The sequence below is a fragment of the Ancylomarina sp. YFZ004 genome, from assembly GCF_054254355.1.
Genome location: NZ_JBTCHQ010000003.1, coordinates 454,602 through 477,925 on the forward strand (window position 1 = coordinate 454,602; position 23,324 = coordinate 477,925).

Here is a 23,324-nt window from a genome sequence, read left to right on the forward strand (position 1 = left end):
CTTTAAGACGAAAGTCACACTTCTACAAAAGAAACTAACTAAAAATTCACTCTAAAGTTCACATTAGGAGTCATTCTTAGAGCTTCTTGTTCTATTTGTTCTAGTTCATTAGTTTCATTAAGAATGTAATATGTGTTTATTACATTCTTCTTATTAAGCGCATTCCATAAAGAGAAACCGATTAAGCCATGGATTTTGTTTGTAATACTGAATCGATACTTCATTGATACGTCCAGTCGAACGTAGGGCTCTAGGTAATCACTATTTACTTTTTGATAGTTTATCTTATTCTGAAAAATAGGATTTTCTATTGCGGGAGTTGTATACGGTTTACCCGTACGATAATTATATCCTGCAGATAATTCAAGATTTCTTATTTTATAGCTTCCTCCTAAAGTCAATGTATGCAATACATCTAGATTACTCGGAAAATACGATGGTGTAAATTCTTCAAAACGATAATTATTTTCAGCAAGAGAATAGTTAATCCATAAATTTAAATTCTTTAATCTTTTATTAATTAGCAAATCAATCCCATAGGTGTCGTAAGCTCCAACTGTTCGAATAAATTTAAATTCATTATGAAATCCTTGGCTGGAAGAAATAATTCCTTCAACACGCTTAGAGTATGCTTCTATAGCTATCAGTAAATCGCTTTTTTGATAATGTAAACCTAGAGATAATTGCTTACTGGTAATAATTGGTATATCCTTATTATCTGATAGAACCCAACGTCTTTTTTCAACTCCTAAGAAGTCAGTTTGAAAATCAGTAATTTGAACCGTATTTTGACTCTTTGCTTCAGCAAGAATCTCAAACGAAAAATGGTCAAGAAACTTCAGGTTAAAAGCTAGGCGTGGCTCAAGAATAAGTCTATCAAAATCCTGGAAATAATTAGCTCTTAATCCTAAACGTATATTAATATTGTGAGAATGGGAGCTAAAATTCCCTTCTGTATATAAAGCATGAGTTCTCAGAATATTTTTGACCTCTTTTCTGTAGTTTGGGACATTAATATCTTCCAAATTACGAATACCTATTTCACAAAATTGATACCCATTTAAAATAACAATATTCGGACTAAGAGTATATCTTGAATTCAGTTTCAATCCAATATCTTTCACCTCATTTTTTTGAATATGGCGCTGGGCTTTTAATATATTAAAATTAACAGCATCTAAATTATAGTAAGAGATGTAGCCTAAAACTGATGTTTTTAATCTATTATTCCATAAACGACTGTAATTTAAGTTTGAGACGAGACTGGATTGTCCTAAGCCACTGGTTTTAGTTTCAATAATGTTGTCAATAATCTCACTTTCCTCATAATTAATAGAGTTGTGGATTTTCAGAAGGCCAACTTCGAGTTTGTCTTTTTCTGAAATGTCATAAAGAATTTTGAAATTATAGTCGTAAAAGTTGAAGTCTTGATTAGAGTCTATGACTTTATCTGTGTGATTGAGGTGACTTGTTACCTCAGTATAATTAAAAGCTCTGTCAAAATACTGTTTGTAGGTGGGAGTTTCAATTATATTTGAAATTGATCTTCTGGCTGAAAATTGAATGGATGATGATTTGGAAATTGGCGCCTCAATTATGACATCACTATTAAGCAAATTAAGACCTGTGCTTACCTTTACGCGTTTAGTTAAGCGATCTTTTAACTGAAGGTCAATTGTACCTGACACCCCATCACCATTTGCTGCACTTGTACCATTTTTTGTAACAGTTGCTTTTGAAACTAAATAAGAGTTAAATGCGGAAATCAAACCGAAAAAGTGTCCTGCTTGGTATACTTTTACCCCATCCCAAAGGATAAGGTTTTGATCATTTGTTCCGCCTCTAATATTAATTTCTGAAACTGTTTCATTAATACTTTGTAAGCCAGGTAAAACTTGTAATGTATGCAAAATATCAGGTTCGGTAAGCCCAGGTAAAACCTCCATGTTTTGAACGTCTAACTGAACTGAACCATTCGCATTTTTGTTGATGCCTTTTGCAATATAGTTTTTGACAATAACTTCCTGAAGTGTAGTCGTTTCTGGGGTTAAGTATAAGTTATTGTTACTACCTATCTTCAAGTTATCTTTAGCGATACCAATTGATTCATAGCCTATATGTCTTACAATTAGGACTGAGTCTTCTATTAGATCTTTAGAAAATTTGAATTGACCTGAATCATCACTTAGTATGTAATTGTTTCCCGAGTAAATAATGGCACCTTCTATTGCCTTATTGGTCTCTTTATCTCTAATTAATCCACAAATTTGAATAGGAACTGTTTGTGGTTTGCTAATTGCAATATACCGTTGATTTAACCTCTTAAATTCTAAACCTGTTTTATCATTTAAAACATTGAGTATTTCACTAAGGTTTAAATTTTCAGCCGGTAATTTAATAAAGTACCCTTCAATCGTTTCATCGAGATAGGTAAATACAACATCTAATCTTTTTTCTAAGACATGAAGAACACTTTGAAGTGATTCTTGTTGCTGTGGCTTCTGTGCGATTACATTTCCATAAAAAATAATGAAAAATGCAATGCATAATATTAATGGTTTATTCCTTTTCAATTGTAATTTTATTACCATTCTTTTTATAACCCATATTAATTGGAAGAGTAATAGATTCTAAAGCAAGGTTGATATTATTGTGAGTAAAACTTCCCGTAAATAGCTGGGGTAAATCAATATCCTTTTTTATTACTTTAACCTTGTATTGTCTTTCAAATTCTTTTAAAACGATATTCAAAGGCACACTTTTAAATGTGCTTTCACCATGCAGCCACCCAGGTGAATTTTCATTGAGAATTGAGTGCTGATATGGAATACCATCAATGACCCTAAATATAGAATTGGCTCTTAGATTAACTGTTTTTTGTGGTGTTTTAACACGAACAAGGCCTGAATAGCACGTAACTTCAAAATAATTCTCCCAACTCTTAACGTTAAATTCCGTTCCCAAAACACTAATTACACCTTGATTTGTTTCAACTTCAAATTTTGAACCTTTTTTCACCTTAAAGAAAGCTTCTCCTTTTAGCTCAACACTTCTTTCTGTTTGCCATTCCTTTATTGTGTAATATAATTTGGAACCTTCATTTAAGGCCACAAACGATGAATCAGGTAAATTAAATTCAGCTTTATCTGCAAATAACATTTCACCAGTATCATTCGAATTATTAAATTGCATGTAACCAAAGGCTATAATCAAAAGTATAGTAGCGGCAACTCCCCATAGAGGCTTCCATTGCTTGCGAAATGAACCATTTTTTTTTCTATGCTTTAAGTTACCTGAAAGTAGCTGTATTTCTCCTTCAACATTATAATCGGGTGCTTTAAAAGCTTGTACGGCATTTAAAAGCCTAGAAATCTGCTTGTAGTCTTCTGAAATTTTAAACGCGTCCATCTCAGCATCTGTAAGTGTGCCGGCTATATATTTTTTTGTATATTCTTCGTTTGTCATATCTATGCTCTCTTTATTAAAACAGATGAGTTGCTAAATCTCCTACCTAGATTTTATCAAAAATTATGCATTTCTAATTTTTGTTTTAAAATATTTAATGCTGTATAAATCCTCTTTTCTACAGCTTTCCTAGATATACCCAGCATATCGGCTATTTCCTGATGCTTTTTACCCTCAATTCTATTAAGTAAAAATGTTACTCTCTGTTCTTCTGTTAAATCTTCAATTGCTTTTTGCAATCTTTCCATATACTCTTTCTCTTCCATCAAATATTCTGGCGATTCAATGGTATAATCCTTTGGCTTATGCTCCCTATATTTCAAAACTGTTTTTTGTCTTGAAAATGTGTTTAGCATTGTGTTATTGGCTACTGTGAATAAAAAAGATTTCACTTTCTCAGGTAGAACTTTTTTACAATTCTCCCAAAGTTTCGTAAAGCTATCTTGTACTATGTCTTGTGGGTTATGACACTCCCCATATTTATAGTAAAGGAAATTGTATAAATCCTTTGAGTATGTTCTAAACATTTCATTAAAGAACTTCTCTTCACACAAATTCTTTTTTTCAGCCATTGATGATGATTTTCCAACTGGGTGTTTAATAAGGTTTTTCAGCGGCAAGATACAAGTATTTATAAATAATTGAAATTAGAAGTAGGAATTCGTGTGAGTTATCTGTTTTATATTCGAATGATCAAATAATAAGTATGAAACGAATTTCAAAAATAAGGCTGAAGCTGGGTGTACTGTTACTGATGTCTGTCATGGTTCTTTTCCATGGATGCCAGAAGGAATTTACTGAAATTGAAGAACCGCCGACTAAAGATGTGATCAAATCAAATACAAATCTTGGAGATCTAATTTTAAGTGTCGCACTTAAGGATGGATCTTCAGATAATATTATTGATGATTGTAGTTGTGCAAGTCTTAAGTATCCCATCTCAATCGATATTATTAATGAGACAATAATATTAAATTCTGAAGAGGATATCGAATATTTAAAATCAAACTACAGTCAGTCTTTAAATGATATCGAAATATATTATCCCATAACAGTAATCTTAGATAACTACACAGAGCTTGTTATATACAATGAGGATGAATTGGAGGATTTGCAAGAGGATTGTTCTGATAACAATGAGGACAGTGATATTGAATGTATTGACTTTATATATCCATTTGAGGTAGCTCTGTTTAATATTGAAACTCAAGTTGCTACTGTTGTAACAGTTAACAAGGATCAAGAGCTATATTATATCTTTAATGATTTGGACGATGTATTGGCTAGTATTACCTACCCAATTTCTCTGCGACTATCAGATGGTTCCAATATCGAGATACATAACAATGAAGAACTGGAAGAGCGTATCGATGAATCCGAGGATGACTGTGATGAAGATGATGATCAAGATCTATCAGATGAAGCACTAACTGAGTTGATCTCACACCTGATGTCTAACGTTTGGGAAGTTACTTTATTTACCGATACCACCGATGAAACTTCCGCTTTTGGTACGCACTCAATCTCCTTCGTTTCAGAATCAACTTTATTAGCTAATAGTGGTGAGGACACAGTCTCTGGGGAATGGGAATTAGATCTTGACAATAATGAAAAAGTATTGGAAATCGGTTTTGATACAGATGACTCACCTCTGGTTTGGCTTAACGATGAATGGAAAGTAATAAGTTTAAACGAAACTTCCATATACATGGAGGCTACAAGCGAATCTGAAGGCTATGTAAAGAAACTCACTATTTCTGTAGTTGGATCTAGTGATTAAATAAGCTGTACAGTGCCGCTTAAGTAGCATTCAGATTTAAGGCTAGTTAAAAAAGGAATCACTCGTTAATACAAAAATTACAATATTTTGATTGGGTCTTCTTTCTGGAATTTATGAATTATAAATGACTCTATCTAATAACATATTATAAATCAGTATTTAATTAATCTAAAATTCTACTATTATGAAACTTAAATTATTTTCAGTGGCTTTTCTGGCTGTTTTGTCTCTTTTTTTGTTCTCTTGCGATAAATCAAGTGACAGTGTCAGTGATAGCCCTAATGTTAAATTAACATTCAAAGCAATAACGAACCCTGTTGTAAAAGCAATCACCTCACAATCTTTAACTTTTACGGAAGCCTATATGGGAATTAAAGAGATGGAAATTGAAAGAGATTCAGATGATGATTCATTGGAGGTTGAATATGAGTGGGAAGGACCATACAAAGTAAATTTACTGACAGGTGTGTCAGAGCCTGAAATGGATCTGATTAATATTGAACCAGGAATCTACAATGAATTTGAAGCTGATATTGACAATGTTCTGGACGGAAATTTATCCTTTGTTGTGAAAGCCAAATTCACAGGAGTTGATAATGTTGAGTACAATGTGGTATTTGAGACCGATGAAGAATTCGAGTTGGAAATAGAGAGCGAAATCGGAATTGAAATCAGTGAAACTGTAGTTAATAATCTTCTTTTAACTATTGATTTGAACGTTTTGTTTCAAGATATTGATTTTTCAACAGCTGTTGTTTCTGAAGGAAATATAATTTTACTAAATAAGGATTCAAATTCAGAATTAGCCAAGTTAATCGAAGATAAGATCGATGATGTAACTGATTTTGAAGAGGACGAAAACGAGGATGAAGACGAGGAAGAGGAAGAGGATTAAGCTTGCCAAATATCATAAAAGGGTTATCCCCACAAATGGGATAACCCTTTCGTTACCAAGAAAGCAGATTGATCCGTTTTGCATTTAGATTTGACAGGTTATGAAAATTTTATATACCTGCCAATTTCATAGTGCTATTCGAATTCATGTTAATGGAAAAAGGGGGACAAATAAGGGTGTATTTATTTATCTCAAACCTCCGAAATGACTGACAGTTAGACTTTAAAGCATTTTAATATAGGTCCTGTTGGGACTAAGACCTAAATCCTCCCCTGCTATACTTGAGAGCAGCTCCATTTGGATAAAAGCAAGCCTTAGGAAATCGATCCAATCAAATTTATGGAGAAAGACTGTTAGACTGTTAGACTGTTAGACTGTTAGACTGTTAGACTGTTAGACTGTTAGACTGTTAGACGAAAAATAAAATAATTGCCCATTCGGATATATTCTGAATGGGCTTTTTTTATGGCATATTTTCTATTGATATCCGTTCCCCTTTCATCCAATCATTTAGCTCGATGTCATCACTTTCATCACCATTCCCATTATTGCCTCCTACCCCCTACCAGCTGCACACTTAAATTCCCTAAAGCCATTATCCTTGTCAGATAAGTAGCCAGACCAAATACCACAAAACGAAGCTTATTTTAGTCATACTTCAGTCACCTTGAGAAACTTGACAAAACAAATACATGGAAATAAATTAAATTTCACTTAACTTAAGTGTTCTTTGAAAGTTAAACGCATGTTTTCTTTTGGGGAATAAAAGGTAACCCATTGGCTGGTCATCAACCGGCCGGCTTTAGCGAGTGACTGGAAGAGGAGGCCAATGGGCCCTACAAGATAAATTTATTATTATTAAATTATGGATTATCAAAACGATTTTGAAACATGGAAAGAAAAAATCGAAGCGCTTCCAATAAAGGAAGTCAAACTGCCTAACCATCCTATTGATGAGCAAACCGCCAGTGCAGAAACATTGGCCAAAGAGGCTACCAAAGATAAGACGGCATTAAAAAAAGCAGGTATGGAAGTTTCGCTTATCGATGAACTGCCATCTTTATCAGGCGCCTTACGTTATTGCCAGGCACAATGGATGAGCGAATACCGTGCCCAACAAGAAGCACAGAAAGAGTGGCAAGAACAATCGCCTGCTGCCTATGAGTTAAGAGACGAAATGCTTCATCACTTTAGTTTTGCATATCGTAATGAGCCGGATATCAAAACAAAGGTATCTCGAATAAAAGATGGCAGTTCTCATGCAGATATGATTCAGGATTTAATAGAGTTAGCGGTATTGGGGGAAAAGAATCCACAACCACTGACTGAGATAAATTATAACCCCAGCTTGAACGAAAAAGCAAGAGCCAGTTCGAGAGTCATGTCCGAATTGCTCGCTACAGCCAATGGGTCTAAAGATGAAAGCAGTAGCAACAAACTGATTCGCGACAAAGCATACACGCTGCTTACCGAACATATGAGTGACATACGTGAATATGGGAAATATGTTTTCTGGAAAGACGACGAACGCAAAGAGAAATACCTGGCAAACTACAAAAGATAAGCCATCTCTTAAAAAATACCAGCCCCGAGGCAGTTTTACCCTGTCCCGGGGTATTTTTCTATCCCCATGGTGAAAAAATCAAAGGCCATGACTCAAATCACCCATCCCCTGAGACGAATTTCAGCTCCAATTTAAAATTTCACTAAGCCAACTGCCCATTTCACCATCCCCCAAACTTAATTTCGATATTCAACTGGATAAAAGCAGGCGATAATCATTCAATCTGTGCCACCCCTGAGCCAAATCCTCCATCCAATCGATCATTTTAGCCTTCCAATCGGCAAGTAATACCCTCCATTGGGCATTTTTAGGCTTCCCGAGGCATGCCTGACCCCTCAGAGTATTCATTGCAGTCCATTGGACATTTGACGCAGATAATGGGTTAAAACATCACAAAACACAAGCGATGATTGAATTGAATCCTAATACAGATTGTTGTTTCGTATGTGTCCTAAAATCGTAAGTTCATCTACAGCCCAACTCAACATACATCGGCATGATACCCTACAATTTTCATTAGTGGTATCAAACTATAACAAGAAAACACCCCACTCAGTTTGAATGTGCTGAGGGGAGCGTTTTTTTAATTGAACCATCCCGATTGCTATCGGGATCAAACTGCTCATCACCGCCCATGAAATTTAGCTTTTGTTAGTAGCTGTTCATTAAATAATCAACAATTTATGTTTCTTAATTATTTCATTAGCTATTTTAAATGCGCTAATTCCATCCTCCCAAGTTTCAAATTGATTGTTGAAATGTTTAATCATATTCAAAAATCGTCGTCCTTTTTGCAATGCTTCTTTGTCTTTTTTTGGTATATTTTTAAAACGGCAGATCTTATCTATTACAACTTCAAATTTTTCTCTTTCAGTAAGTAATTTATAATTATTAGCATGCATCCTTATACTGATTTCGAATATCCCTATTTCATAGAATAAGGAATCTGTAATTTCGTTATCGCTTATATTACCGTATACCTTGCAACATTGATTAAAGAACTTTTTGATTGAAGGACCTGCCATTAATAATTGACCAAAATCAATATAATCTTTATTCAGTGTTGGATTTACAATTATCTCACCTCTTTCATTGGACATAATCATTTCGGCGATAGGTTCCTTTATTAGATTAATGAATTCATAATAATTCCCATGTCTAATTGAAGCAAATTCTTTATGATATTTTGAAATTTTAATGTTTGATTTCATTACTTTCAACATATAACCAATACCTAATCCTATCCAAAGTCTCTCTTTTTTCATTGTGCTAAATATCTGCAAGTTGTTGAATTCCTGGTAACGGTCTTGCTAAGTTTGCGTGGGCGATTTAAAAGAAATAACCTTTCAAACCGCTAAAGAAGCAAGCCGCATAAATTTGTTTATATTTTTACGCAAACCAATTTAATTGGCTTGCTGGTGTTTCTTAATTGCTCTAAACTTTCGAACTGATTATCAGCGCCCATGAAATTTAGCTTTTGTTATGGGCTGACTTTTTTTGGTCTATATTTTTCGACTGTTAAAATGATAAGATGATTATACATCTTGATTAACTGCTGTTTAGAGAGACCATTCGAACACTGCAATACCATATCACTTTCCTTGTCAGAATTACCGTACATATAGAATAACTCCTTTGAGTTTTCAATTTCAAGATAGCCTATACTATCAATTTCCTCAAAACCTAGAGCATTATAGTTAAACGTTGATGTATTTGTTAATGAAAAATTCATTCTCATTGAAAATCCATGTAATTTAACATCTAATTGTAAAACAGTATCTTTTTCATGAAAATAAAAACGGTGCATATAAACAGAGTCTTTTTCAACCTTAAAATATTCAAAGGCATCAATTCCATAGGGATTAAACAATTCAATTGCCCTATTTATAGTAGAGGTTGTTTTCTTTAAATCACCTGCTCTATACTCCTCTATAACAATGTCAAACAAGTCTTCTGAAGTCTGTTTTATTGGAAATTTGAAGGTTGTTAAACCAAGGCTTTCAAAAATATATTTGAAATCTTCATTGTCATATGGCAATTTGTTATTAGTCCCCTGCGAAAAAACTGTAATGGAACTGAATATAATCATCAGCATTAAGAGTCCTCTTACTTTCATTATTCTTAATTTTTTTGTGAAATAATTCTTACTTCTATTAGTCATCCTTTATTATGTGTTTGCCCATAACAAGTGTATAAGATGCTATGCATTATATATCACTTATCTGCTTGTTTTTATAAGTTATTATTGTCGTGACTCTTATCATCTGTAAGGGTCACCAATGGTTTTAAGTTTTTGCAAATCTTAAAAACCACATTAGAGGCTTCTGATCCTTATTTAAACAACAAGAGCTTAGCTTTAAATTCAAAGCATACCAAATTTATGAAAAGCAGGGAACAAACAATATGTTTTGTAAGGGAAAGTTGGGTATTGCACATAAAATAGAACGCCTCTACTTAGGGGATAAAAAAACGAGACCTAACAGGTTTTAACCCCGATGTTTCGGGGTGTCAGGTCTGACGCATTCTTTTATTTGAAATGATGGGCTTAAAATGCCCAAACTTGTGTGATTTGGGAACGGTCTTGCTAAGTTGCCTGTGCTCCCAATAGCTATCGGGATTAAAGAGTTATCTTATCTACCGACCGAAGTGAGTAAACCGCTAAATAAGCAAGCCGCATAAATTTGTTTATATTTTTAAGCAAACCAATCTAGGTGGCTTGCTGGTGTTTCTTAATTGTACTATCCCGATAACTATCGGGATCAAACTGCTTAACAGCGCCCATGAAATTTAGCTTTTGTTATGCACTGGCGGTTTTTTATTTCTTTTTGTAAATCTGTTAATTAAGCCTTGTATTTTCGTTTCATTTTGTTTTTCCATCTGCCCTCCTTTGTGTTGGCGTGTTTTTATTTAAGGTTGTTTCACTTCAAAGGATTTGTTTTTCAACAATTTTTCCATTACAACTCCTATTATAATGATAATTGGCAAAGTGAAAAGTGTACGCAAAATAGAGAACTTCCATCCTAAAAAGCCGATTTCGAATGTAATCATCGGAATCTTTATGGTGCAAAATGCTCCAATATAAATAAAGATATTGCGGATACTGGCTCCCTTTTTCCATAGCAAATAGGTTACAGGAAAAGCACCATATAAAGGTCCGACTTGTGCCATTGACAAAAAAATTACAAGAATTATTCCTTTTAAACCAGAGTCCTTACCTATGTGCTTTTCAACTTTTTCACGGTTAATCCATACATCGCCAAGACCTATGAGAATAAACATTATTGGCAAAAACAAAATCATCTCTTTTGTAAAATCATAAAACTGTTCTTTAAATATGTTTTTGCCCAAAGTGTAATCAATGCTGAATGATACAGCTACAAATGCAGTAAACACAACTATAATTAAAAAATTAAGCCAGTTTTTCTTTAATATTTCTCTCATAATATGTAGAATAAGCCGATTAAAAAACCAACAATAAGAGCTCCGAAAAAGTAAAGTATATTGCGGATAAGGGAAATCCGTATACCAAAATATTTTATTTCTACGGGTAATGTTAAAATTCCAACCATCATTAAAGTTGTTATAAAAACAGCAATAACAGGATAACTAACACCAGTTTTCACTAAAATACCTGCTAAAGGGTATGCAATAAAGCCGGGAATTAAAGCAATTGAACCTGCTATAGCTGCAAATACATAACCTGTAAAACCTGCATCTTCGCCCAAATATTCAACAATTAACTCGTTAGGTAATAGATGCAATAATACGCTTACCAAAATCAGCACCGATACAATGGAAGGGAGAATTTTTACAAACATTACTAAGCCCTTTTTTATACCTATCCAGGTCTTACGCCTGTCGGCAATCAGTGATGCTATAATTGCGATTACCGCAATGATGGTAAGTATCTCCATATTACAATTTCTCTTTTGTAACTTGAATACCCACAAGACGTGATGCCCTAAGAGCTTTCATAGAAAATTTTGCTGGACCCGATACCAATAATTCCCCTTTGTTTAATAAAGACTTTTCGTTGTTGACAATCACTTCAACTTCTCCAGAAACCAATGAAAAAATTACATACGAATTCATTTCACATTCGGGTAGCTGTTGATCCTTTCCGAGTTCAATGATTCTCATCTTGAACTCATCAACCTGGAAAAACACATTTTTCTGCCTTTCAGAAAAAGGAAATGCTTGTAATGTTTTTGGATTAAAAATTTTCATTGTCTCCATACTCCTAATATTGTTAATTTATAACGTAGGTCATTCCGCTTGTGCTTAACAAGTGATATAAGTTATTATTGTCGTGACTCTTATCATCTGTAATGGTCACCAATGGCTTTAAGTTTTTGCAAGACCTTAAATCCATATAATTGGCTTGCTGGTCCCGACTCGTCGGGATTAATTGTACTATCCCGATAACTATCGGGATCAAACGACTCATCAGCGCCCATGAAATTTAGCTTTTGTTAGCGTTTCGTGCATTATCCAATCAAATTTTCTATTAATTTAATGTTCTTATTCTCTATCGATTCAAATAATTCTCTTTCAAATTCGGCAAAATCATGTTTTTCATGACTGTGTTTTATTGTTCCATTTTCAAGATAGTGGATATAATCACACAAATTTGTCAAGGTTTCAATTATGTGTGATGTTATTATTATTGTTTTCTCTTTTTCCTTTAAACGTAACAATATAGAACGCATAATCCTGCATGTCTCAATATCCAATCCATTAAAAGGTTCATCTAAAATCATAATTGGCTTATCTTGCTTAAGAAGAACAAGTAAAGCCAATTTCTTTTTCATTCCAGTTGAATAGGAATCTATAATCTGATCGAGTGGTAGCAAAAATAATTCATTCCATTTGTCCGTATTAAATAACTTATTTTTAAACAAACCAAGGTATTCTCTACCTGTAATGTTTGAATAGAAGAAATTCTCACTTACCAAATAAGCTATATCTCTTTTATTGATTTTTGCTCCATGATAAATGATTGCTCCTGAGGCGACTTTTTTTAATCCAAAAATCGCATTTAATAGTGTTGTCTTTCCTGCTCCATTTAATCCAACAATTCCATGAATGGTATCTTCCATTAGTGATAAGCAGAGTGAATCAATTACTTTATTTTTGCTATTATACGATATGTCGAGATCCTTAATTGTAATCATTTAAATAGAGATTGAGTTTGTTCGTTGATTTTATGTAAAACCACACCGATAATAACCAAACTACCGGTAATAAAAAAGGAATAAATATCGCTGTGGCACCTATAGAACCAAAGATTACTGTAATGGGCGATTTGCTGTTTGGTTCATAAAAAGCATATTTAGCTAGAATGAAATAAATATGCAAAGAGATAAAAATAATATATTCTACTATCGGTATATACCAATGCTCATAATGAAAGAACATAAATGTCAAGACTAGGGGAATGGTAATAACAGAAAACAAGATAATTTGTAAGCTTATTTTATGAAATAAGAATCTACGGGTGCTCATTTCATACGCAAGAATCATTTGATAGGGTTCTGATTTTTCATAAAAGCCAAAAGGAACAAGCCCCAAAATAAAAATTGCAATCGGAACACTTCCTATAAAGAATGAGGTAGTCAATGAAATGATCCATAGTGGAACTATAAATAAAAAGAATTTCCTTAATCCCCCTTTCCATTCAAAACAGTCATACGGAATACATTGCTGTATTTTTGTATTTAGATCACGCGGTTTGACTTTGAAATCCAGATTTGCAATTAAAAATAATGAAAGGAACGATATGAAAATCAAAAGCCAGTGAGAATGATAAATCAAACACAGAAGAAGCGGTATGGTCAGAATCGAATATTCTGTCAAACAAATTAATTTGTAATTATTGAAATGACTTTTTAAGAATAACTTATCATGTCTTATTAGTTGGATTAAAACTATAACCGATAGATAAATTCCTGAAAAATAATAGACATTTGGAAGTATTTCTGTTTGTTTAAACAAGATAAAACCTAAAAACACCAGCAATCCAGCTAAGAAGATAACTCTAAAGAGTCCAATCCCTTTTATTTCGCGATAAACTTGTTTGAATCTTATATTGATGAATTCTCCTATCATTTTTTGCTATAGTGCTTTTGCATGAACGCTAACGGTCTTGCTAAGTTTTGTGGGCGATTTCAAAGAGTAATCTTATCAAACCGCTAAATAAGCAAGCCAAATAATTTTATTTATAATATGAGCAAGCCAAAGTTATTTGGCTTGCTGGTGTTTCTTAATTGTACTAAACTTTAAAACCACTCTTCAGCGCCCATGAAATTTAGCTTTTGCTGTAAGTAGTAGTTTTTATGATTGTCAGTTTTAGGTTGTAATTTGAATGAATAAAGTTTCTCGTTCAGTTATATAATTCCAAAAAAGAATTAAGAAATAACTTTATGTTTCAGTTAAATCTTGAACAATTTTGAATTAATACATCCAGTAATATACTGTTTAAATTAAACGAGATTATTCATATTGGTTGTTATACGGTTCGAAATTAAATCAAGTTCCTCTTGTAAGTCACCAGTATCAAATAAGACAAACGTATCGTATTTCAATGAAACTTCGGTTTCATGATTTTTAAAAAAAACAGATAATTCCTTTGGGAATTTTTCTCCCGAAGTAGTAAACTCAGTGCCTGCTTTTCTCAACACTAGAGTTTTGTCATCTTCAGAGTGAATATAATAACCATAACGAATGAAAAAATTGATACACTTTTCCTTGTTTAGTGACTGATTGAATGTCATTGTTTTTGATTTCATATTATAATTTATTAATGATTAAGGTTAAAAGTTTCTCAGATCATTTAATTTTTGAGTGAGTTCCGCAATGTATGTACAGGGAGATAGTTTACAGTTGTACAAGTCACATGGTTTACACTATGTTGTCTTATCTACCGACCGAAGGGAGATCACGAAACGAAGTGAGTAATGAGCCAAGTAAGCAAGCCGCATTTTAAAATCACGAACACCTTTAAAAATCTTAATTCGTGAGTAATAAATTTATAATTTTAAGCAAACCAATTGTATTGGCTTGCTGGTCCCGACTCGTCGGGATTAATTGAACCAAACTTTCAAACGACTCATCACCGCCCATGAAATTTAGCTTTTGTTACCAAACGTTTTTATTTCGTTTCTAAATTCAAATTCTCTAACACAGTATTCAATTCCGCAAAAGATTTCTCTTCAATCAATTCAGTATTGATTCTTAATTCAGTTGAGTCAGTTTCCAGTATATAATCTCCAGCAAATTTTTTAATCCGCTTTATTTCGTTCAGATTTATTTTTTTCGGAATCAGATGATTTTTTGATATAATTCCGTTTTCTATTGTCAAATACTGTTTATTGTTTTCAAAGAGATAAGTTCCGAAATATAAAATTCCGATTATTATATAACCATAATTAAAAATATTGTCCGAATTAAAAATAACTGCGGTTGTTCCGAGAACTAACCATAGTATTCCGAAAATAAAATAATGTTTAAGTCGTTTTCTTGTAAATCGTATTTCCATTTTTGTCAAATGTTTGGTAACAAGTTTGTAAGTCGCATAGCGACTTATATCACTTATCTGTTTGTTTTTATAAGTTGTTATTGTCGTGACTCTTATCATCTGTAATGGTCAGCAGAAGATTTTAAATTATTGCAAGACTTAAAAAAACCACATTAGAGGCTTCTGATCCTTATTTAAACAACAAGAGCTTAGCTTTTAATTTAAAGCCTACCAAATTTATGAAAAGCAGGAGACAAACAATATGTTTTGTAAGAGAAAGTTGGGTATTGCACATAAAATAGAACGCCTCTACTTAGGGGATCAAAAAACAAGACCTGACAGGTTTTAACCCCGATGTTTCGGGGTGTCAGGTCTGACGCACTCTTTTATTTGAAATGATGGGCTTAAAATGCCCAAACTTGTTTGATTTGGGAAACGGGTTGAATATGATGCGTTTGTCATTTTACGTACTTCGCTTTCAATTTACAACTAGGTTTATTTATTGCTATTGCTTTCATATTTAGCACTATTTGCCAAATGCACTGTATTTTTTGTTAGTTGCTGTAATTATTATTCTGCATCATTGAAAAACAATTCAATTGCATGCGTGTAATTATTTAAAAAATAAATAATATTATTTGGTTCATCCGAAATATTGTAATGCCAATTCAATCCATCTGGAGCATTTGATTTTAAGTTATTGAGGAATGTTTCATTATAAATATCATTCGCTATATTTCCAAATAGATAGTAATTCACATTCTTGTTTTTTAAGTTTCCAAAAGCATTTTTTGAATCGACTTTATCAGAAATTAAACTAAAGTCAGGCACATCAGCAATATACCCGTCAAATAAGTCTGGCTTGTCTAACATTAAGTAGGTTGTAATTTCAGTTCCCTGTCCCCAAATTATTTTTTTAGTAATATTATATTTTGATTCAATATAGGGAAGCAATTCTTCACCAATAAACTTAGCCAGTTTATCCATTTTACTTTCTATGCTTGTCGAATCAAAATCTGCATATTTATATTGTGGAAATCCAACAACGATGCAAGTAGGGATACTTCTGTCATATGCCATTAATTCTGTGCAAGCAGAAAATGCTTTGAATGATGTATGTGCATCTAACAACAAAATCAAGGGGAATTCTTTATCTTTCTTATAATTGAATGGAAGATGAATAAATAAATTAAGACTGTCGTTAAGAATTTCAGAGTTTATTTTCGTAGTAAATCCAAGTTTAGTTTGGGGAGAATCACCTACATTTTGTCCGATTGAATTCACTGTAAAAAACACAGAAATTGTTACTATCAAGATAATGTTTCTCATGTTTCTAAATATTATTATTTGTATTATAAGTCGTTCTTCATTATTGCAACTAACGGTCTTGCTAAGTTACGTAGGCTCCCGATAACTATCGGGATCAAACTGCTCATCAACGCCCATGAAATTTAGCTTTTGCTAGCGGGTCGTTTTTTTCTTTCTTTTAACATTTTCGTCTTTAATAATCACGATTCATTTTTTCTTGCTACTACATAAATCAAGGGCATTTTATCTTTTAAAATGATAAATCTCTCTATATGAAGCCCATTCCTTTTAATAAATGCCTCAAACGAGTTTATAGACCATCTACTCCTCGCTTTAAATCCGACAATCCCCATTAATCTAGATATCAGATGAGTTTTCAAGTTTTCTCCATGACAATAAGTTGGGATAATTATTTTACCTTTCTTTCTTACAACTCTTTTCATCTCACTTATTGCTGTATCTGGCTGGTAAAGCAGATGTAATACATTAGATGCGATTACAGTATCAAAACTCATATCCGGAAACTCTAAATTATAAGAATCTCCTACTCTAAAATCAATGTTAGAGATTTGATTCTCTTTAACTTTTTTTTTGGCAATCTCTATCATCTTAGGTGAAATATCAATTGCTGTAATTTTTGAAATTTGACTTCTCAATTCAATAGATAATATCCCTGTTCCAGTTGCAATCTCTAACAAGTCAGAGCTATCATTTGTGTCATTAAGTAATTCAATCAGCAGTTTTTCATAAGATGATGCTGCATTTTTTCGTATAAAGCTATCATATTTTGATGCAAAGGAATCCCAAAATCGTCGCTCTCTTTCTAATCTGTCTATGTCTTTATCAATATCCATATTAGTTGCTAAATTTTCCTTTTTCTTAGTTTTTAAGGATCTACTTTTCTCTTGCCTATATTTATCATGACACTATGCCTTAGCAAATGTATGTACAGGGAGATAGCTTACAGTTGTACAAGTCACATGGTTTACACTATGCTGTCTTTCAAATTCTTATTAGTTTATATGAGACCTATCTAACATTATCTCTTTCCCAATAAATTCACCCAGTTCTGGAATAAAATCTGTTGTCCAAATTTTTAATGAATTAGTAAATAAAACAATACCACTTTTGTCGGCAGGATAGAAATTAAAATATCCACCAAAATCACCATTATCGCCAAAATGAAAATATACTTGCCCATATGATGTAGAATCCATAGCAAATCCAAGACTCCAATACTCACATCCTGTTAGTTTTCTTTCCATATCATTTTCAGGAACTGTAACTTGAGCAGCAAACATTTCATCATAGCTTTCTTTTGTTAATCCTTTTTTTTCAAGCAAAGCAATTATGAATTTCGAATAACTTTCTGCATCGGTATGTAGACTATGAGCCGCACCAAAGTCATTATTGCTGCGAGGGGGCTTGGTATTATCTGTAACTTTACCAAATCTATGACCATAGGCTTTATACTTAGCCACTGAGTCGTCCCAATTATAAAATAAACATCGGGCTCCAATTGGCCCTGCTACTTCTTTTTGAAATACACTATCCAATTTCCCTTCATCAACATTTTTCAGTTTCGCAATTACAGCTGCAAGATATTGGTATCCTTCCCCTGAATATTTGAAATTTGTACTCGGTTCAAATTCAATATTAAGTTTTTCTTCTCTTCTCCAGTTTGGAAATCCAGTCTGATGAGAAAGCACTTGTCTGGCAGTAATTAATTTATATCTTTCATCATGATCAATATTTGGATACTTTATATATTCACACAAAGGCGTGTCCAAATCTAACAAACCTTTGTCCACTTGTTTCATCACAAAGTAGGCAAAAAGAGGCTTAGACAATGATGCTGCCTCAAATAATGTATTGCTGTCTACCTTTCCCCTAGTATCCAAATTTTTAAAACCAAATGCACGATGATATTTGATTTCTGCATTTTCAATAATGGCAATTGAAAGTCCAGGTATCTGCATAGAATCTATTCTAGCTTGTATAAAGCTATCTAATTCAGATATATCAATATGTTTACCATTTGAGGTTTTAAAAGAATCTTGATCATTTTGATTACATGAGATAAAACAAATTATCAATATCAGAATAGTGGATTGAAATCTTGGTACCTTCATTTTATTTTAGTTTATGCAGTATGTCTGTCTTTAATTTCTGACTAACGGTAAAAATTAGTCTTTAATTTTCAGGGATTTATATTTTTACCGTTCGCTTCAAAAATCAATAAATTTTTCCTTTATAGAGCGAATTGCCTATACGGTCTTGCTAAGGTTCGTGTGCTCCCGATAGCTATCGGGATTAAAGAGTTGTCTTATCTACCGACCGAAGGGAGATCACGAAACGAAGTGAGTAAACCGCTAAAGAAGTAAGCCGCATAAATTTGTTTATATTTTTTAGCAAACAAATTTATCTGGCTTGCTGGTGTTTATTAATTAAACTAAGCTTTTCAAGTTGAGCGTCACCGCCCATAAAATTTAGCTTTTGTTGGCAGTAGTATTTATTTATTCAATACAAATATTCCAGCAGTTATAAACATGATAATCATAATTTCTAGTAACAAAATAATATATGTCAATAGTAGTAGCCATATTTTATTAAGTGTTTTTTTATCTTTAAAAAATTGATGAAAGGTCCAAAAATTATATATAACTCCAATGATATAAGGAATTATTAATAGAATATTATCTTCAAAAAAAACAAAACTAAAAATAAAATAAATTATCATTTGTTGAGCAGTGATATACGTATTCAATACTAAATGTTCAAAGTAGTTGAATTTAGATTTTAAAAATGCAACATATGAAGCTAAAGAAAATACTGGTATAAATAGTAATGTTATGTATGCTTGATTTCTTGAAATCCATTTTAGAATATCAAAACCTGAATTTTCATTATTGTTAATCATAGCCCTTTCCCATCCACTAAGAAACATATCAATAAAGGTGCTTTTATCAAACAAAAACGCTGATAAAACATATAATGTAGATATAATTAATAAGAAAGCTATCGGTCTATAATAAGGTTTTCTTTTTCCTTCTAAAAATTCTCTTATGCTATGACCTGGTCTTGTAAATAATTGTTTAAGAGTGAATAAAATCCCACGGTTTAACTGAAAAACACCATTAGGAATTTCATCAAGTAAGTATTTAAAGTCAACTTTTCTAACATTGGAACTTTGTCCACAATTATTACAAAAATTACCACTAAAATTATATTCGCAATTTTTACAAATCATTCTATTTGCTTTTTATTCCGTGTGAGTTTGTCAATATTACTGTCAACATGTGTGTAAAGTGCCTTGCACTTTATATCACTTATCTGTTTGTTTTTATAAGTTGTTATTATCGTAACTCTTATCATTTGTAATGGTCAGCAAGGGCTTTAAGTTTTTGCAAGTCTTAAAAACCACATTAGAGGCTTCTGATCCTTATTTAAACAAAAAGAGCTTAGCTTTAAATTCAAAGCCTCCCAAATTTATGAAAAGCAGTGAACAAACAATATGTTTTGTACGGGAAAGTTGGTAAGTGTACATAAAATAGAACACATCTACTTAGGGGAATGGTAAATGGGCGTTTAGGACCACTCCGCCAAGCTTGTTTGGGTAGGTGGTTATAAAGGAGGGGGAATTATAGATTGGATAGAACGCTGAAGTTTAATAAAACACAAAATATAAGTTAGATTAGGATGTCAAGTTTGCCAAGTTGAATAGTTACATAAAAAAAACCATTTACACAGTTAATAGGATACTCCTAGTATTCTCAATCTTATAGTGGGTGGTTCTGACACCTGTCGTATCGATAAATCTGAATGGGCTTTTTTATGGCATGTTTTTTGGTTAACTTATAGGGTATAAATCAACACGTTTAGTTATGAAATCCAAACTTAAAATTCTGATCAGTTCACTCCTACTTCTATTTGTTTTCTCAAATGCTTTTGCTCAAAACAAAGAGGCTAGAAAAGAGAAAAGACAAAAAGCATATATCGAATGCTTGCAACTGATTGAAAGTGGTGAATTCAAATTTGAGGCTGAAAAGGCCTATCCTCAAGGTGGAACATCTATCGATTTGACCACAAACTATGGCTTTATTAAAATATCTGAAAATAAAAGCATAGGTGATTTACCTTTTTTCGGAAGAGCTTATCGAGTGGATTATGGTGCTGATGGTGGGATCAATTTTGAAGGTGATATTTTAAATAAAAAACTGACTCGTAATGACAAAAAAATGAAAGTGACTTACACCTTCGAAGTCAAGGATAAAGATACATACACTGTTATTATGGAAGTCTTTTCAAAAAAATCAGCATCCACCATTATTCGAACCGACAGCAAAGCTCACATCTCATATTCAGGGCAAATCTCAGAACTGGAAAATGAAGAATCTGAATCGGAATAAGCTCTGGTTTTCAAGTTCATTTTTACGATAAATGATTTTTTGTGTTTTGTAATTCAAAAAAACTTGTCTAGTTTAGCAGCATCAAATAAAGAAACTATGAGATCATTCAACAACAATAATGCTTTTAATAATTTGATGAATAATAATTCATCGAAATCGGGAAGCTTATAGTTGATTGTTAAAATATACCTACACTAACTAAAGCCTTCCCCTACCGGAAGGCTTTTTTTTATAAACACATTTTTACAACACTATGTATTCATTCAATAATAATAATAACATTAATAATAATTTTCCCTGAGGGTGAGAAAGGATACCAACATGCATTTGTTTTAGCCTTTCCACCCTACGGAAAGGCTTTTTTTATACCACGATTTTAATTCTAACTAGAAACCAAAACCATGAAAGATTTAATTATCCCAAAAGATTACAAGAGCTTACTCGACTTAGATCGTACGGAAAAAGCCATCAAGCTCATTAAAGATCAGTTCCAATTGCAACTATCAGCAGAACTCCGATTGAAACGCGTTACCGCTCCACTAATCGTGATGAAACACACGGGCTTAAACGACGATTTAAACGGTACTGAGCGCCCTGTTGCCTTTCCCATTAAGGCATTGGGCGATGATAGAGCTGAAGTGGTTCATTCGCTAGCAAAATGGAAACGCTACATGCTTGGAGAACTAAGTATTCCTGTGGGACAGGGTCTTTATACGGATATGAACGCCCTTCGTCCTGATGAAGATTTCACCAATATCCACTCTTTATATGTAGATCAGTGGGATTGGGAAAAAACAATCACTAAAGAAGAACGTAGCCTGGATACTTTGAAGAAAACAGTAACACAAATTTATTCAGCTCTAAAAAGAACAGAATACATTCTACAGGAACATTATCCAAGTATAGATTCCCAATTACCTGAAGACATTTACTTTATCCATGCCGAGGATCTGTTACTAAAGTATCCTGATCTAAGTCCTAAGGAGAGAGAAACAAAAGTAGCTAAAGAATATGGTGCCGTCTTTATTATTGGTATTGGTAGCGAAATGGCCAACGGTGAACCACACGATGGTCGTGCTCCTGACTACGATGATTGGAGCACACCTACACTTAACGGTTATAAAGGCTTAAACGGTGATATTATTCTTTGGAACCCAATACTGGAAATTGCTTTTGAAGTATCCTCAATGGGTGTTCGAGTTGATGAGGAAGCCCTTGAAAGACAACTTGAAATTCGTGGTGCTGAATCAAGAAAATCCTTGATGTTCCATAAAAAACTTCTTGCTGGAGAACTACCCTATTCAATTGGTGGTGGAATTGGACAGTCGAGACTGTGTATGTTCCTTTTGAAAAAGGCCCATATCGGAGAAGTTCAATCGAGTATTTGGCCAGATGAATTAAGAGAGAAGTGTAAAGAATCATCAATTTTCATTCTCTAGCAAACGATCCTTATCAAAAGATATCCATAAGGTTAAAGACAATATTAAGGCAGGTGAATCCTATAATAAGATTTTTTTTCTTAAATTTAGGAGGCACTTGTCTTTTACTTATGACAAAATCCGATCTATTACCATACAAACTAATCTAAAAACCCTGCTTCATGAAAAAAGCTATCTGGATCGTTAGCATTCTAATCATTATAGTATTTATACTGCATTTATTTGCACCAAAAGCCTATCAAGTTGAACGAAAAGTTGTTGTTACATCTCAAATTGACACCGTATTTAAAAGTCTTTGTTCTTTAAAGGAACAACAAGAATGGTCGCCATGGGCTGAGATGGATCCTGATATGAAAGTTGATTACAGAGGAATTGATGGAGAAGTTGGTTCTGTCACATATTGGATTGGCAACGAGGAAGTTGGTGAAGGCGAACAAGAAATCATGAAAATTACACCTAATACGGATATTGAAACAGAATTACGTTTTCTTAAGCCATTTGAATCAACAAGTATTGGTTTCTTTAAGCTTAAAGAATTAGAGAATCAAACAGAAGTGACTTGGGGTTTCCGTGGTGATCACGCTTTCCCAACAACCATTATCATGTTGTTTATGGATATGGAAGAGCAAATTGGTCCTAGTTTTGAAAAAGGACTAAATAAATTTAAAGCTTATATTGAGAAATAATAAACAATTCATTAATCATTTAATTTTTTAAGATATGAAAAAGAACATGGGTCCTATTGACCGAATCTTACGTTCAATAGTAGCAATAGCGTTAATTGTTTTGTTTATAATGGATATTATCACAGGTACTATAGGAATTGTAGTTGTCGTATTTGCATCTATTATGCTTATTTCAGCTATTATTGGGAATTGTCCTCCTTATGCTCTTATGGGCTTTAATACTTGTAAAAAGAAAGATTAAACTTTTATAATTACAAGAAAG

The 23,324-nt window shown here is 33.0% G+C and carries 24 protein-coding genes; 7 read left to right on the top strand and 17 right to left on the bottom strand.

The features are described 5' to 3' along the window. Positions 1–38: 38 nt before the first annotated feature. Genes ACXR6G_RS07385 through ACXR6G_RS07395 form a run of 3 tightly spaced genes read right to left on the bottom strand, consistent with a single transcriptional unit; the run spans position 39 to position 4,037 of the window. On the bottom strand, positions 39–2,591 hold the full coding sequence (locus ACXR6G_RS07385; RefSeq protein WP_458360774.1) for a TonB-dependent receptor: 2,553 nt from the start codon (positions 2,589–2,591) through the stop codon (positions 39–41). Beyond that, the gene (locus ACXR6G_RS07390) at positions 2,560–3,465 is read right to left on the bottom strand and encodes a FecR family protein (RefSeq protein WP_458360775.1); all 906 of its coding nucleotides are present in this window, start codon (positions 3,463–3,465) and stop codon (positions 2,560–2,562) included. Before ACXR6G_RS07390 ends, ACXR6G_RS07385 begins: the two co-directional genes overlap by 32 nt. Positions 3,466–3,521: 56 nt before the next feature. After that, complete coding sequence (locus ACXR6G_RS07395) at positions 3,522–4,037, bottom strand: RNA polymerase sigma factor (RefSeq protein WP_458360776.1); 516 nt, start codon at positions 4,035–4,037, stop codon at positions 3,522–3,524. A 134-nt stretch (positions 4,038–4,171) separates the two neighbouring features. Between ACXR6G_RS07395 and ACXR6G_RS07400 the strand changes: the two genes are divergently transcribed. The 3 genes from ACXR6G_RS07400 to ACXR6G_RS07410 all read left to right on the top strand — a co-directional run bounded on the left by ACXR6G_RS07400 (position 4,172) and on the right by ACXR6G_RS07410 (position 7,704). After that, positions 4,172–5,245, top strand: coding sequence for a hypothetical protein (locus ACXR6G_RS07400; protein WP_458360777.1), 1,074 nt, complete (start codon positions 4,172–4,174; stop codon positions 5,243–5,245). 184 nt (positions 5,246–5,429) lie between these two features. Further along, on the top strand, positions 5,430–6,140 hold the full coding sequence (locus ACXR6G_RS07405) for a hypothetical protein (protein WP_458360778.1): 711 nt from the start codon (positions 5,430–5,432) through the stop codon (positions 6,138–6,140). A gap of 865 nt (positions 6,141–7,005) precedes the next feature. Next, the gene (locus ACXR6G_RS07410) at positions 7,006–7,704 is read left to right on the top strand and encodes a hypothetical protein (protein WP_458360779.1); all 699 of its coding nucleotides are present in this window, start codon (positions 7,006–7,008) and stop codon (positions 7,702–7,704) included. A gap of 189 nt (positions 7,705–7,893) precedes the next feature. On the opposite strand, the gene ACXR6G_RS07415 is transcribed toward ACXR6G_RS07410, so the two are convergent. The 14 genes from ACXR6G_RS07415 to ACXR6G_RS07480 form a co-directional block, all read right to left on the bottom strand. Continuing rightward, a complete protein-coding gene (locus ACXR6G_RS07415; protein ID WP_458360780.1) occupies positions 7,894–8,052 on the bottom strand; it encodes a hypothetical protein in 159 nt (52 codons plus the stop codon). Positions 8,053–8,369: 317 nt separating this feature from the next. Continuing rightward, positions 8,370–8,969: a hypothetical protein gene (locus ACXR6G_RS07420; RefSeq protein WP_458360781.1), complete on the bottom strand. Its 600-nt coding sequence runs from the start codon at positions 8,967–8,969 to the stop codon at positions 8,370–8,372. 215 nt (positions 8,970–9,184) lie between these two features. After that, positions 9,185–9,820, bottom strand: a complete 636-nt coding sequence (locus ACXR6G_RS07425) for a hypothetical protein (protein WP_458360782.1) — start codon at positions 9,818–9,820, stop codon at positions 9,185–9,187. A gap of 791 nt (positions 9,821–10,611) precedes the next feature. Continuing rightward, the gene (locus ACXR6G_RS07430) at positions 10,612–11,145 is read right to left on the bottom strand and encodes a permease (RefSeq protein ID WP_458360783.1); all 534 of its coding nucleotides are present in this window, start codon (positions 11,143–11,145) and stop codon (positions 10,612–10,614) included. Then, on the bottom strand, positions 11,142–11,618 hold the full coding sequence (locus tag ACXR6G_RS07435) for a hypothetical protein (RefSeq protein ID WP_458360784.1): 477 nt from the start codon (positions 11,616–11,618) through the stop codon (positions 11,142–11,144). The genes ACXR6G_RS07430 and ACXR6G_RS07435 overlap by 4 nt, the downstream gene beginning before the upstream one ends. Position 11,619: 1 nt before the next feature. Continuing rightward, positions 11,620–11,940, bottom strand: a complete 321-nt coding sequence (locus ACXR6G_RS07440; RefSeq protein WP_458360785.1) for a hypothetical protein — start codon at positions 11,938–11,940, stop codon at positions 11,620–11,622. A gap of 251 nt (positions 11,941–12,191) precedes the next feature. Beyond that, positions 12,192–12,878: an ATP-binding cassette domain-containing protein gene (locus ACXR6G_RS07445; protein ID WP_458360786.1), complete on the bottom strand. Its 687-nt coding sequence runs from the start codon at positions 12,876–12,878 to the stop codon at positions 12,192–12,194. Beyond that, positions 12,865–13,812, bottom strand: coding sequence for a hypothetical protein (locus ACXR6G_RS07450; RefSeq protein WP_458360787.1), 948 nt, complete (start codon positions 13,810–13,812; stop codon positions 12,865–12,867). The genes ACXR6G_RS07445 and ACXR6G_RS07450 overlap by 14 nt, the downstream gene beginning before the upstream one ends. Before the next feature lie 374 nt (positions 13,813–14,186). Then, the gene (locus ACXR6G_RS07455; protein WP_458360788.1) at positions 14,187–14,492 is read right to left on the bottom strand and encodes a hypothetical protein; all 306 of its coding nucleotides are present in this window, start codon (positions 14,490–14,492) and stop codon (positions 14,187–14,189) included. A gap of 362 nt (positions 14,493–14,854) precedes the next feature. Next, a complete protein-coding gene (locus ACXR6G_RS07460) occupies positions 14,855–15,241 on the bottom strand; it encodes a hypothetical protein (protein WP_458360789.1) in 387 nt (128 codons plus the stop codon). Positions 15,242–15,790: 549 nt separating this feature from the next. After that, complete coding sequence (locus ACXR6G_RS07465) at positions 15,791–16,549, bottom strand: alpha/beta hydrolase-fold protein (protein WP_458360790.1); 759 nt, start codon at positions 16,547–16,549, stop codon at positions 15,791–15,793. Positions 16,550–16,728: 179 nt separating this feature from the next. After that, on the bottom strand, positions 16,729–17,382 hold the full coding sequence (locus tag ACXR6G_RS07470; RefSeq protein ID WP_458360791.1) for a class I SAM-dependent methyltransferase: 654 nt from the start codon (positions 17,380–17,382) through the stop codon (positions 16,729–16,731). Between the two features lie 159 nt (positions 17,383–17,541). After that, entirely contained in the window at positions 17,542–18,660 is a 1,119-nt protein-coding gene (locus ACXR6G_RS07475; protein WP_458360792.1) for a serine hydrolase domain-containing protein, read from the bottom strand. A 380-nt stretch (positions 18,661–19,040) separates the two neighbouring features. Next, positions 19,041–19,778, bottom strand: coding sequence for a DUF3667 domain-containing protein (locus tag ACXR6G_RS07480; protein ID WP_458360793.1), 738 nt, complete (start codon positions 19,776–19,778; stop codon positions 19,041–19,043). A 634-nt stretch (positions 19,779–20,412) separates the two neighbouring features. Between ACXR6G_RS07480 and ACXR6G_RS07485 the strand changes: the two genes are divergently transcribed. The 4 genes from ACXR6G_RS07485 to ACXR6G_RS07500 all read left to right on the top strand — a co-directional run bounded on the left by ACXR6G_RS07485 (position 20,413) and on the right by ACXR6G_RS07500 (position 23,303). Continuing rightward, on the top strand, positions 20,413–20,937 hold the full coding sequence (locus tag ACXR6G_RS07485) for a DUF4251 domain-containing protein (protein WP_458360794.1): 525 nt from the start codon (positions 20,413–20,415) through the stop codon (positions 20,935–20,937). A gap of 401 nt (positions 20,938–21,338) precedes the next feature. Continuing rightward, positions 21,339–22,376 (top strand): aspartate--ammonia ligase, encoded by a 1,038-nt coding sequence (asnA, locus tag ACXR6G_RS07490; protein ID WP_458360795.1) that lies wholly within the window; start codon positions 21,339–21,341, stop codon positions 22,374–22,376. A gap of 161 nt (positions 22,377–22,537) precedes the next feature. Then, positions 22,538–23,062: an SRPBCC family protein gene (locus ACXR6G_RS07495; protein ID WP_458360796.1), complete on the top strand. Its 525-nt coding sequence runs from the start codon at positions 22,538–22,540 to the stop codon at positions 23,060–23,062. A 34-nt stretch (positions 23,063–23,096) separates the two neighbouring features. Continuing rightward, positions 23,097–23,303: a YgaP family membrane protein gene (locus ACXR6G_RS07500; protein WP_458360797.1), complete on the top strand. Its 207-nt coding sequence runs from the start codon at positions 23,097–23,099 to the stop codon at positions 23,301–23,303. Positions 23,304–23,324 lie beyond the last annotated feature (21 nt).

What these genes read in the sequence shown, in the direction of transcription:
- ACXR6G_RS07465 (WP_458360790.1), bottom strand. Translation starts at nt 16,549, where the DNA reads ATGAGAAACATTATCTTGATAGTAACAATTTCTGTGTTTTTTACAGTG.
- ACXR6G_RS07385 (WP_458360774.1), bottom strand. Translation starts at nt 2,591, where the DNA reads ATGGTAATAAAATTACAATTGAAAAGGAATAAACCATTAATATTATGC.
- ACXR6G_RS07405 (WP_458360778.1), top strand. Translation starts at nt 5,430, where the DNA reads ATGAAACTTAAATTATTTTCAGTGGCTTTTCTGGCTGTTTTGTCTCTT.
- ACXR6G_RS07475 (WP_458360792.1), bottom strand. Translation starts at nt 18,660, where the DNA reads ATGAAGGTACCAAGATTTCAATCCACTATTCTGATATTGATAATTTGT.
- ACXR6G_RS07395 (WP_458360776.1), bottom strand. Translation starts at nt 4,037, where the DNA reads ATGGCTGAAAAAAAGAATTTGTGTGAAGAGAAGTTCTTTAATGAAATG.
- ACXR6G_RS07480 (WP_458360793.1), bottom strand. Translation starts at nt 19,778, where the DNA reads ATGATTTGTAAAAATTGCGAATATAATTTTAGTGGTAATTTTTGTAAT.
- ACXR6G_RS07390 (WP_458360775.1), bottom strand. Translation starts at nt 3,465, where the DNA reads ATGACAAACGAAGAATATACAAAAAAATATATAGCCGGCACACTTACA.
- ACXR6G_RS07435 (WP_458360784.1), bottom strand. Translation starts at nt 11,618, where the DNA reads ATGGAGATACTTACCATCATTGCGGTAATCGCAATTATAGCATCACTG.
- asnA (WP_458360795.1), top strand. Translation starts at nt 21,339, where the DNA reads ATGAAAGATTTAATTATCCCAAAAGATTACAAGAGCTTACTCGACTTA.
- ACXR6G_RS07415 (WP_458360780.1), bottom strand. Translation starts at nt 8,052, where the DNA reads ATGAATACTCTGAGGGGTCAGGCATGCCTCGGGAAGCCTAAAAATGCC.
- ACXR6G_RS07430 (WP_458360783.1), bottom strand. Translation starts at nt 11,145, where the DNA reads ATGAGAGAAATATTAAAGAAAAACTGGCTTAATTTTTTAATTATAGTT.
- ACXR6G_RS07420 (WP_458360781.1), bottom strand. Translation starts at nt 8,969, where the DNA reads ATGAAAAAAGAGAGACTTTGGATAGGATTAGGTATTGGTTATATGTTG.
- ACXR6G_RS07495 (WP_458360796.1), top strand. Translation starts at nt 22,538, where the DNA reads ATGAAAAAAGCTATCTGGATCGTTAGCATTCTAATCATTATAGTATTT.
- ACXR6G_RS07445 (WP_458360786.1), bottom strand. Translation starts at nt 12,878, where the DNA reads ATGATTACAATTAAGGATCTCGACATATCGTATAATAGCAAAAATAAA.
- ACXR6G_RS07470 (WP_458360791.1), bottom strand. Translation starts at nt 17,382, where the DNA reads ATGGATATTGATAAAGACATAGACAGATTAGAAAGAGAGCGACGATTT.
- ACXR6G_RS07450 (WP_458360787.1), bottom strand. Translation starts at nt 13,812, where the DNA reads ATGATAGGAGAATTCATCAATATAAGATTCAAACAAGTTTATCGCGAA.
- ACXR6G_RS07425 (WP_458360782.1), bottom strand. Translation starts at nt 9,820, where the DNA reads ATGAAAGTAAGAGGACTCTTAATGCTGATGATTATATTCAGTTCCATT.
- ACXR6G_RS07500 (WP_458360797.1), top strand. Translation starts at nt 23,097, where the DNA reads ATGAAAAAGAACATGGGTCCTATTGACCGAATCTTACGTTCAATAGTA.
- ACXR6G_RS07440 (WP_458360785.1), bottom strand. Translation starts at nt 11,940, where the DNA reads ATGGAGACAATGAAAATTTTTAATCCAAAAACATTACAAGCATTTCCT.
- ACXR6G_RS07460 (WP_458360789.1), bottom strand. Translation starts at nt 15,241, where the DNA reads ATGGAAATACGATTTACAAGAAAACGACTTAAACATTATTTTATTTTC.
- ACXR6G_RS07400 (WP_458360777.1), top strand. Translation starts at nt 4,172, where the DNA reads ATGAAACGAATTTCAAAAATAAGGCTGAAGCTGGGTGTACTGTTACTG.
- ACXR6G_RS07455 (WP_458360788.1), bottom strand. Translation starts at nt 14,492, where the DNA reads ATGAAATCAAAAACAATGACATTCAATCAGTCACTAAACAAGGAAAAG.
- ACXR6G_RS07485 (WP_458360794.1), top strand. Translation starts at nt 20,413, where the DNA reads ATGAAATCCAAACTTAAAATTCTGATCAGTTCACTCCTACTTCTATTT.
- ACXR6G_RS07410 (WP_458360779.1), top strand. Translation starts at nt 7,006, where the DNA reads ATGGATTATCAAAACGATTTTGAAACATGGAAAGAAAAAATCGAAGCG.